7 protein-coding genes and 2 pseudogenes are annotated in these 9420 nt (G+C 67.4%); 5 read left to right on the top strand and 4 right to left on the bottom strand.

Features of this window, described 5'->3' with window-relative positions:
• Positions 1 to 37: 37 nt before the first annotated feature.
• A complete protein-coding gene (locus tag ACFU8Q_RS35100) occupies positions 38 to 2449 on the bottom strand; it encodes a beta-N-acetylglucosaminidase domain-containing protein (RefSeq protein WP_384462255.1) in 2412 nt (803 codons plus the stop codon).
• Between the two features lie 130 nt (positions 2450 to 2579).
• Between ACFU8Q_RS35100 and ACFU8Q_RS35095 the strand changes: the two are divergent.
• The 3 genes and pseudogenes from ACFU8Q_RS35095 to ACFU8Q_RS35085 form a co-directional block, all read left to right on the top strand.
• A pseudogene (locus ACFU8Q_RS35095) lies at positions 2580 to 3349 on the top strand (Tn3 family transposase); the annotation flags it as partial.
• Between the two features lie 139 nt (positions 3350 to 3488).
• Entirely contained in the window at positions 3489 to 3905 is a 417-nt protein-coding gene (locus tag ACFU8Q_RS35090) for a TetR/AcrR family transcriptional regulator (protein WP_384462252.1), read from the top strand.
• 190 nt (positions 3906 to 4095) lie between these two features.
• A complete protein-coding gene (locus tag ACFU8Q_RS35085) occupies positions 4096 to 5037 on the top strand; it encodes a hypothetical protein (protein WP_384462249.1) in 942 nt (313 codons plus the stop codon).
• A 375-nt stretch (positions 5038 to 5412) separates the two neighbouring features.
• Here the strand turns inward: ACFU8Q_RS35085 and ACFU8Q_RS35080 are convergent, their stop codons facing one another.
• Complete coding sequence (locus ACFU8Q_RS35080; RefSeq protein WP_384462247.1) at positions 5413 to 5577, bottom strand: hypothetical protein; 165 nt, start codon at positions 5575 to 5577, stop codon at positions 5413 to 5415.
• Between the two features lie 693 nt (positions 5578 to 6270).
• Positions 6271 to 6693 (bottom strand): hypothetical protein, encoded by a 423-nt coding sequence (locus ACFU8Q_RS35075; RefSeq protein WP_384462243.1) that lies wholly within the window; start codon positions 6691 to 6693, stop codon positions 6271 to 6273.
• Between the two features lie 331 nt (positions 6694 to 7024).
• On the opposite strand from ACFU8Q_RS35075, the gene ACFU8Q_RS35070 reads away from it, so the two are divergent.
• Both ACFU8Q_RS35070 and ACFU8Q_RS35065 read left to right on the top strand, forming a co-directional pair.
• Positions 7025 to 7255 carry a zeta toxin family protein gene (locus tag ACFU8Q_RS35070; RefSeq protein WP_384462241.1) on the top strand — a complete coding sequence of 77 codons (231 nt, stop codon included), beginning with the start codon at positions 7025 to 7027 and terminating at the stop codon, positions 7253 to 7255.
• Between the two features lie 151 nt (positions 7256 to 7406).
• The gene (locus ACFU8Q_RS35065; protein ID WP_384462238.1) at positions 7407 to 8054 is read left to right on the top strand and encodes a hypothetical protein; all 648 of its coding nucleotides are present in this window, start codon (positions 7407 to 7409) and stop codon (positions 8052 to 8054) included.
• A 52-nt stretch (positions 8055 to 8106) separates the two neighbouring features.
• On the opposite strand, the pseudogene ACFU8Q_RS35060 reads toward ACFU8Q_RS35065, so the two are convergent.
• A pseudogene (locus tag ACFU8Q_RS35060) lies at positions 8107 to 9239 on the bottom strand (IS630 family transposase).
• Positions 9240 to 9420: the final 181 nt, after the last annotated feature.

Genomic DNA, 9420 nt, shown 5'->3' with positions numbered 1-9420 from the left:
CCTGCCTCTTGACTACGCCTTGGCGGCTACCGCCGGATCACGCCGCGGGCGAGCCATAGATGCCCATCTCGTAGACCGAGTAGCCCCAGGTCGTCTTCCGCTTAACGCCCTGCATTCGGACATACTGCACCGCACTGCCGGAGTTGATCTTGATCACGTCATTGCCGCAGCTGTCGGGGTGCTGGGTGGCCGCCTCGCTCCAGTTCGCCCCGTCCAGGGAGGTCTGGATCTGGTACTCCGTCGCGCAGGCACCCTCCCAGGCGAGGGTTACCGCTGCGACCTCGGCGGGGGCGGCGAGCTTCACCTGGACCCACTCGTTGTCGCTGTAGCCGGACGCCCAACGGGTGCCGAGCTGACCGTCGTTGACGTATCGGGCCGAGAGCCGGTCAAGATTCTGCTCGACGCTGGATGCGCTTGCCGTGCCCTTCAGCGCGAGGTTCTCCGAGCCGCCCGCGGCATCCCACAGCTGAAGCCGGATGTCCGCCTGGATGAGGAAGGAGTCGAGGACCCCGTCGCCGACCTTGGGCTGGACCTTGCCCCAGGTGTTGCGCGCCGGATCGACCCGTACGGCCTGGGCCTGCTTCTGCAGATCCTCGGAGTCGGCGAGCAGCGCCTCGGCCTTCTCCTTGTCACCGGCCTGCCGGGCCGCGAGCGCGTCCAGTGTCTTCACCATCGACATGCCCCACAGCTGGGTGGCGTCCAGCCAGGGCTTGGCGTCGGCGGCGAAGCCCTGCTCCACCGATCCGGCGCGGATGGCGGCCGGGGCGTCCTGGATTTCGTTCGCGTAGGTGCGCAGCTTCTTGACGGAATTGGTGCGGTCGCCCGCGTCCCATGCCTTCCAGAACTCGGCTACCCGGCCAGCGAGTTCGGGTGCCTGGGACTGCCAGGGGGTGGTGCCGAAGGTCGGGGCCAGGTGTTCCAGGTCGGCGAAGACGAGCAGCGCGTCGGTGGCTCGGCGGTCACCGCCCGCGAGGTAGGCCATGGCGCGCGCCCAGCTCGCCTTCGCGTCGTACGCCTTGTCGTTCCAGGTGAAGTCCGCGGCGCCGAAGACGGCGATCTTGCTGGCGTACGGCTGGTTCATCGGGTTGGCGACGATGCCGGAGAGGTGGCTGGACAGGCCGGCCTCGCGCTTGTCGTAGGGGGCGAGCAGCAGTCGGCCGCTGGTATTGCCGTAGTCGTTGACCGGGTAGTTGTCCCAGACGAAGACCTTGCGGCCGAAGAGCTTCGAGGCGCCGTCGGCCTGCTCGTTGGTGATCGCCGGAGGTACGACGTCGGTGCCGGTCCACATGACCACGACCGCGGGGTCGAGGGTGGCCCGCATCGTCTGCTTGTAGGTGGTGTCGGTCAGGTCGCCGTACTCGGTCGGCACCATCTGGAGCGGCCGGGCGCCCTCGTGGGTGGCGATGAAGTTCCGCTGGACGTCGTTGAGCAGGTCGACCTGGGCCTTCGCGGCTGCGGTTCGTCCCGGTTGGCCGTACGCCGCCTGGTCGGCCGCGCAGTTCCATCTGGTGTAGCTGATGTCGTCCAGCGGGATGGAGAAGGACCGGGTGCCCAGGTCGTAGAGGGCCTGGAGCTTGGCCTTGAGGGCCTTGCGGTCGTCGGGGTCGGAGTAGCAGATCGAGCCGCCGGGTGAGACGGCGAACGTGAAGCGGACGTGGTTCGCGGTGGCCCGGTTCACCAGCTCGCCCAGTTCGGCGAGTTTGTCGGTGGGATAGGCGTCGCGCCACTTGTCGCGGTGGTAGGGGTCGTCCTTGGGCGCATAGATGTAGGTGTTGGCCTTGACGTCGCCGTAGAAGTCCATCTGGTCCAGCCGCTCGGCGTGCGTCCAGGGCTGACCGTAGAAGCCCTCGATCGTGCCGCGCAGCGGCATCGACGGGAAGTCGACGGCCTGCGCGCCAGCGATCTTCCAGCCGTCGTCGCTGCGGACGAAGAGCTGATGGAGCGTCTGCACAGCGTAGAACTGGCCGGTAGCGTCGTGACCGCCCAGGGTGATCTGCTTGCCCCGCTCACTGGCGTTGACCCGCAGGGTGTATCCCTCGGCGCGGTCCGGGGCGGCCACGTCGCCGAGCGCCTCGGCAACGTCCGGCCGGGCGGCCGGGCCGATCCGCACGGTGAGCAGGCCGGCGGCGGCCTTGGGGACGTTGCCGGGCGTGACGATGTCGACCCGGTTGGCGCCGTGCTTCCTGAGCTCGCGGACGAGGCGGTCACGCGCTGCCGCGTCCGTGGCGTCGTCGGCGACGAGGAGCACACGGCCGGTCACGGTGGCATCGCGGCCGGAGCGGGTGAGCGACTGGGGCGTAGGGGAGACGGGCGGCAGCGGTTCGGCGATGGCGGGCGGGTTCCGCTGAGATGTTGCGGCAAAGGCCACGGGTCCCTGAGCCAGCGCGCCGGAGGCCATGGAACTTGCAAGTGCGAGACATGCGCTTAGAGCGATAACGCGTCTTCCCATCAGGACTCCAAGTGGTCTAGACCATTATTCTGCCCGTAAGGATAGTGGCGGAACTCCATTGCCCGTCAAGGGCGCCGACCGTATTCGGGGCGGCCATCGCCCGTTTCCTAGGGCTGAGGCGGGGTATCCGGGCGGGCGCCGCCCGGAGATGGTGGCCACCGACAACGCCTCTTACTCCGACATGGCGTTCGGCCTGTACAAGATGCTCGACTTCCGCTTCGCCCCGCGCTTTCGCGACCTGGACGACCAGCGGTTCTGGCGGGCCGACCTGCCCGAGGGTGACGAGCCGGCCGCAGGGTATGGGCCGCTGGAGGCCGTCGCCTGCAACAAGGTGAACCTCAAGCGGATCGCGACGCATTGGCCAGACATGCTCCGCGTCACCGGATCGCTCATCACGAATCAGGTGCGCGCTTACGACCTGCTGCGGATGTTCGGCCGCGAGGGCCACCCGACCCCGCTGGGGCAGGCGTTCGCCGAGTACGGCCGGATCGACAAGACCATGCATCTGCTCGCCCTGGTCGACCCGGTGGACGACACCTACCGGCGGCTGATGAACCGGCAGCTGACCGTGCAGGAGTCCCGCCACCGCCTGGCCCGAGCGATCTACCACGGCGGCCGGGGCAGATCCGGCACCGTGAGGGCCAGGAGGACCAGCTCGCCGCCCTCGGCCTGGTCCTCAACGCCGTGGTCCTGTGGAACACCCGCTACCTCGACGCCGCCGTCGCCCAGCTCCGCGCCGAGGGCCACGACATCAAGGACGAGGACGTCGCCCGGCTCTCCCCGCTCAAGGACCGGCACATCAACTTCCTGGGCCGCTACCAGTTCAACATCAAGGCCAACGGCCCTGGCCAGGGCCTGCGTCCACTCCGAGCCCCGAACGCCCCCGACGACGAGGAGTAGCGGCAGGTCGGAGGAAGGAGGCATTTGCCTCACATAAAGCGCTTGCTCCTGTGTTCCTGATCGCTCCTCATCACGATGGCGATCCACTCCATCTCCACACCCGGTTCAATTCTGAACCGAGTCTGGTTATGGTCTCCGTATGGCAGGGCTTCGCGAGCGCAAGAAGGAACAGACGAAGCAGCGGATCACCGCTGTGGCATCGCAGTTGTTCGCCGAGCGCGGCTTCGAAGCCGTGACGGTCAGTGAAAGCGCGGATGCCGCCCAAGTCGCCAAGGCCACCCTCTTCCACATACTTCCCCAGCAAGGAGTCGCTCGCGCTGCAGGGCGTGGGACAGGAGAACCTGGCCGAGATCGTCACCCCGGCGGTCGGCAGGACACTCCCCGCTCCAGGCACTGCAGGCCCACTATGAGGCGTTCGCGGACGGGCAGATGGCAGCGATGGACCGGGGCGAAGTACTCGCCCAGACGCGCGTGGTCTTCGACAGCCCCGCGCTCAGCGGAGCCGCGAACGCCCTGCTCTACCAGCAACGCCGGGCGCTCGCCGACGTACTGGTGAAGGAGTACGGGGAGACGGTGGCCACACTGGTGGCGGCTCAAATCGCTGCCACCGCGCTCACCCTCCGGGAGTCCTTCTTCCACCCCCTGGCCGGCGGCGCGTCGGGAGGCGGTCCGCGCCCTGGCCAAGGACATCGAGCTCGCCTTCGCCCTGCTGGAGCACGGCGTCCATCACCTGAAGGGGCAGTGACGTGCGCGCACGGGGCATCAACTACGACACCGGGTTCCTCCCCGGACAGGACCTCTCCCGCAAGACTTTCACCCGCGAAACGGTCCGGCATGACATGGCGGTGATATCCGACGAACTGCACTGCGATGCCGTACGCGTCTCCGGCCGTGATCCCGAACGGCTGAGCATCGCCGCCCGCTATGCGGCGGCCGTCGGCCTCGAGGTGTGGTTCGCCCCGTTCCCCGTCGACCTTCCCGCCGACCGGCTGCTGCCGTTCTTCGCCGACTGTGCCCACCGGGCCGAAGCCGTACGACGGAGCGGTACCGAAGTGGTGTTCGTCGCGGGCTGTGAGATGAGCGCGTTCTGCGGCGGCTTCATCCCGGGTGACACCTACGGCGACCGTCTGCGGGCCATGGCTGAGGCGGACATGGAGTGGTGGAACGGCCTTGGCCCGGTGCGGAAGCGTCTCAACGTCTTCCTCGCGCAAGCCGCCGAGACGGTGCGTGCCCGCTTCGGCGGGCGCATCACGTATGCCTCGGCTCCCTGGGAGTTCGTTGACTGGCGTCCGTTCGACCTCGTCGGCATCGATGCCTACCGCGCCGCGTACAACGCCGACACCTTCCGGTCCGAACTGCGGGGACACCTCGCACACGGCAAGCCCGTCGCGGTGACCGAGTACGGAACCTGCGCCTACCGGGGCGCGGGCGAGCGGGGCGGCTCGGCCTGGCAGGTGCCGCACGACGCGGTGCCGGACGAGGACGAGCAGGTTCGCTACCTCACCGAGCTGCTGGACACCTTCGAAGAGGAAGGGGTAGACACCGCACTCTGGTTTACCTTCGCCGGTTACCGCAGGCCCGGAGATGCGGATCTCGGCTCCTACGGCGTGGTCCGCATGATTGACGAGACCCGTTGGGAACCGAAGAAGGTGTTTCACGCGATGGCGGCCAGGCACCGCCGCGGCTGAAAGGCAGGACACCCGCCGCCGAGTGCGCCACCAGTCGTGCGAGGCGAACCTGCCTCCTACCCAAGGCGTGCGCGTGGTCGACCGGGCTTTCGGCCATCTTCAGAATACCTTCCGTTGTTGGACAACGGCACCCAGACGTCGACACGCCGGACCGGAATCGACTTCCAGCGTCCAACAAGAGTGTTCAACAACAGCGGGCGTCCAAGAACCCTCTGGGGCCCTTTTCTATGCGGAAATGCACCTCGCGGATTCGGCCGGCGGCATCCACTCCGACGGATCCTTGTCGGCCTTGGACCGGTTCGTCTTCGGGGTGACCGCCACAAGCGACCGTTCAGCGTCAAAGTCGTTCGCGTATCGCATACGCCGGTCCGAGTCTCACGCCGAGGCCCCACTGTCCCAGGCCTCGACCAGCGGCACCATGTGGTCGATGTCCAGCTTCTTGGCGCCAGTGACCGTGACTTCGTCGTAGTACGACAGCCACTCACCCCCGGTCAGCACACACTTTGCGCGCTGCTCGGGCTTCTTCGTCGTCTCCGCCAACAGCACTTCGTTCCGAGTCGATCAGCCGTCACTGTCCTCGTCGACCCAGTGGCGGAAGGAGTCACGCTTGTATCCGGTGCGGTTCTCGTCCGCGGCCGAGACCTTTGCGATTGCCTTCGCGAGGGACAGGCCACTGCCCCCCGCAGGGGCGCCTGGGGCCGCAGAGGGACTACCAGTCGGAGCACTGGGAGCGCCAGCCGAGGTTGCGGGGGGGGCGACGGCTTCGAATCGGACTCGGTCTTCGCGGCACTCGGGTGCAAGCGACGAGAGAGGCCGCAACGAGGATTGCGGCGATGGGGGCGAGACGGCGTGCTGTCACGGAGGTACTCCAGCCGAGTCAGAGGCTGATGCGCCCTCACGATTGCAGGAGTGGATGGTTTGGTGACGGTCAGTCAAATATGCTGGTGGTAAGCCTTGCTGTCCGAACGCGGCATCGACTTCGAGGCGAGACCGCTGGCGGGCAGGCCAGGCGTCGCACGAAGCGCTGACAACGGTCGTCCGGCGCTTCATCGACGGCGGGCTGCTCACCGAGCTGAGCGCGAACCCGGACGGCTCGCTGCTCTTCACCCTGGAGGCGGTCGGTCGCGTCCTCGTGACCACCTTGCGCGATGCCGGGGCGCTTTCCCGAGAAGCGGTTCGGTGCGCGGCCGTGGGCAGTGGTCGTGCCCGCTGTCCACGGCCGCGCCGCTAGGTTCAGCGGACGTGCACCGTCACCACGTCAGAGGCTTGCAAGCGCACCGGATTCTGGTCATGCGGGCTGGTCAGACCGTACAGCACCGCACGGAATTCCAGGTTGCCGCGGCGTGCGGACGTGCCGCGTGCAGTGACCCGCGCGTCGCCCTCGACCGCGGCGCTGCAATTCTCCTGGTGCCACCCTTCACCGAAACCCTTCTCCTCCAGGCACAGCTGATGCAGGTAGCCGGCGCTGTCATCGCCGCCGTGTGCCTTGACCGTGATGGTCTTGCCGACATGCGCCGTGCGCGGCGCCGTGATGTCCACGCCGCCCTTGGCGAACACCGGCCCGGCGGCCAGAGTCACTGAGGCCAGACCCAGCGCACCGATCACAGCCACACGGCCGCACCGCGTCTTCACCTGGGTCTTCTTCGTCCTGGTCATGGACTTCCCTCCCGCGGATCCCCCACCTGGTGAGACCCACCCCTTCACGAAGGGCGCCCAGTGCGCCTCGCTGACCATCCAGATGAGCCGGCCGCCCCGCACGTTGCCCCTCGCCCAGCGCCGTTACGAATTAACGACATAACCCGCTAACCAGGGCCTGATCCCACCAACAGCCACCAAATCGCTTTTGTCGAGCCCGGCTCATCTCCGCTCTCGCGGGGAGGACCTGTTCACCCGTTCCAGCAGGACGTGTACCGGCTTCAGCACGGCGTAGATCTGCGCGCTCATCGCCGGCCGGCGTACGACGGCCGGGCGGCGGTCGGCCGAATCGGTGAGCGGGGCGAAGGTCCGGCCGGACACGAGCCGCTGGCAGGCCGAAGTCGAAGAGCACGTCCAAGCCTGCAGGCTCGACGCGGTCGTCGAATCCGCCCTCGCCAATCCCGACGAAACCCGTGCGTCGTCGGCGGCATATCGCCGGTCCGGCCACCGGATCGACGTGGTCGCGCTCGCGATCCCGGAGCCGGCAGGAACGGCCGCAACCGTTCCCACTCAGCATCTGTGAGATCACCCCGCCCCTTGTCCACATCAACGACCCGGGCATGGACTAGTGCCGCATCAGTCAACGTTCGCCCCGTTCTGATGGGCGAGTTGTCGCCTGGTAGCGTCGCTCTCTTCGGCTGGGGCAGCCTGCTGGAGTCTTGACGGGATGAACGGTGACTTCTCCGGATGGCAATGTCCTTGCCGCTGCAATGGCAAGGGTCGCGACGACCTTCGGCGATATGACGGCCCAAGCGGACGAGGCCGGCTGCGGCCGGTGCTTCGATGAGGACGAGGTCGAGCTGCTGCGGACGCCTGGCGTCCTGCTCCCGACAGACCTTGTCCGCCGGGTCGCGCAGAAGGATCCTTTCCACTGGGATGACCAGCCCGCGATCATCCGTCGGGTGCTGCCCCAGCTCGTCGTGGTGCTCTCAGAAGGCGAGGCCGAGTCCGATCTCATGGCTCGTGGGCTGGCCGCGGCAGGCTGGTCGCGGTGGCCCCGCGAGCAGGTTGGGGCAGTGGCCGGATTCCTGGACGCGTGGTGGACGCAGACCCTGCGGACGGAGTCGCCGCCGATTTCGGCGTGTGTGGTATTCGAGTGCTGTGTGACCGCGAGTTCCTCGGTCACCCCGTGGCTCGCCCGCTGGGAGGCGGAGGTGGGCCCGGTTGCTCGCCGTCACCTGGCTGACAGCCTTGGCTGGTGGCGGGAGGAGTTGACCTCTGATGACTCGCCTTTCACGTGGTGGTGGGGCACTGAGGCCGAGGAGCAGGCCGCCTGGCGTGAAGTGAAGCGGTGGCTGGCCGGTCAGGCGCGGGCAACGTGATGCCGGAAGGGTTGTGGCTGGGCGGCGGCCGTGAATGCCGACGCGCTCGGATTCAGGCGACGTTTGCCCTGTTCACGACCTTGCGGAGACGCTGGTCAGCGGCGTGGTTGTTCCGCCAGATGATGTAGCGGCGGATCATGCTGCCCTGTTCCTTGTGGCTGTCGTGGTCGGTGCCGTCGAGGGCGAAGTAGCGCAGTGCGGTGAACTGGGCTTCGATCCGGTTCAGCCAGGAGGAGTTGGTCGGGGTGTGGGCGATCTCGATGTTGTTCGCCTCGGCCAGGTCCCCACCCGCTGGCACTTCTTCGTCGTCAGGTGTGGGGAGTAGTTGTCACGGACGATCGCGATGCGGACGTCCGCAGGGTGCAGTGAACGCAGATAGCGGCAGAATTCCAGGAACTTTGACCGGTTCTTGGTCTTCTTGATGTGGCCGTAGAGCTGGTCCTTGGCGAGGTCGTAGGCGGCGAAGAGGTGCCGGACCCCGTGCGGTCGGGTGTAGGTCGCCCGTCGACGGGGTCTGGGCTCCCGGTCAGGGTCCTTGCTTCTGCCGCCGCGTGCCGCCCACTGCTTGCCGGGGTGAGGTTGGAGGTTGAGTGGCCCAAACTCGCCCATGCAGAAGATGACTTCGGGCTCGCCTTCCTCGGGTATGAGCTCGCCGTCGGCGATCGCGTAGAGGTGCTCGACACGGGCCTTCTTGGCGGCGTAGTCAGGGTCGCGGGAGGTCTTCCAGGTCTTCACGCGTTGAAAGGAGACGCCTTCCTCGCGGAGCAGGATGCGCAGGCCCTCGTGGCTGATGTCGTCGACCACCCCCTCGGCGACCAGGAAGTCGGCCAGCTTGGCCAGGCTCCAGGTCGAGAAGGGCAGGTCGTGCTCGGCCGGCTTGGACTTGGCGATCTTCTTGATCTCGCGCCGTTCGGGCAGGGTGAAGGTCTTCGGGCGGCCGCCCTTGTACTTCGGGTAGAGCGCCTCGAAGCCGTCGGTGTTGAAGTCGTGGATCACATCGCGGACCCGGTCCGGGCTGGTGAACGTTACCTCGGCGATCTTCGCCGCCGGCATGCCCTGCGCGGACAGCAGCACCATCTGGGCCCGCCGCCACGTCACCACCGAGCCGGTACCTCTGCGGAATATCCGCAGCAGCCGTCGGCCCTCATCGTCTTCGATCTCACGGACCCGTACTCGCTCTGCCAACCGGGCAGCCTGGCAACACCGCGCCGTCCGGACCAGCATCCGAACGGCGCGTCACGTCACAACAGGGCGAACCTTGTCTGATGCGGCACTAGTAGTACTTCGTTAGGTTGGCTGGCTTGGGTGGTGTTCTGGCGGGGCCGGGGCGGGTATGTCGCGGTGGCAGGTGGGGCATGTGCCGGTC

The sequence above is a fragment of the Streptomyces sp. NPDC057543 genome, from assembly GCF_042801895.1.
Taxonomy (GTDB): Bacteria; Actinomycetota; Actinomycetes; order Streptomycetales; family Streptomycetaceae; genus Streptomyces.
This window is presented reverse-complemented; position numbering and strand designations above follow the sequence as displayed.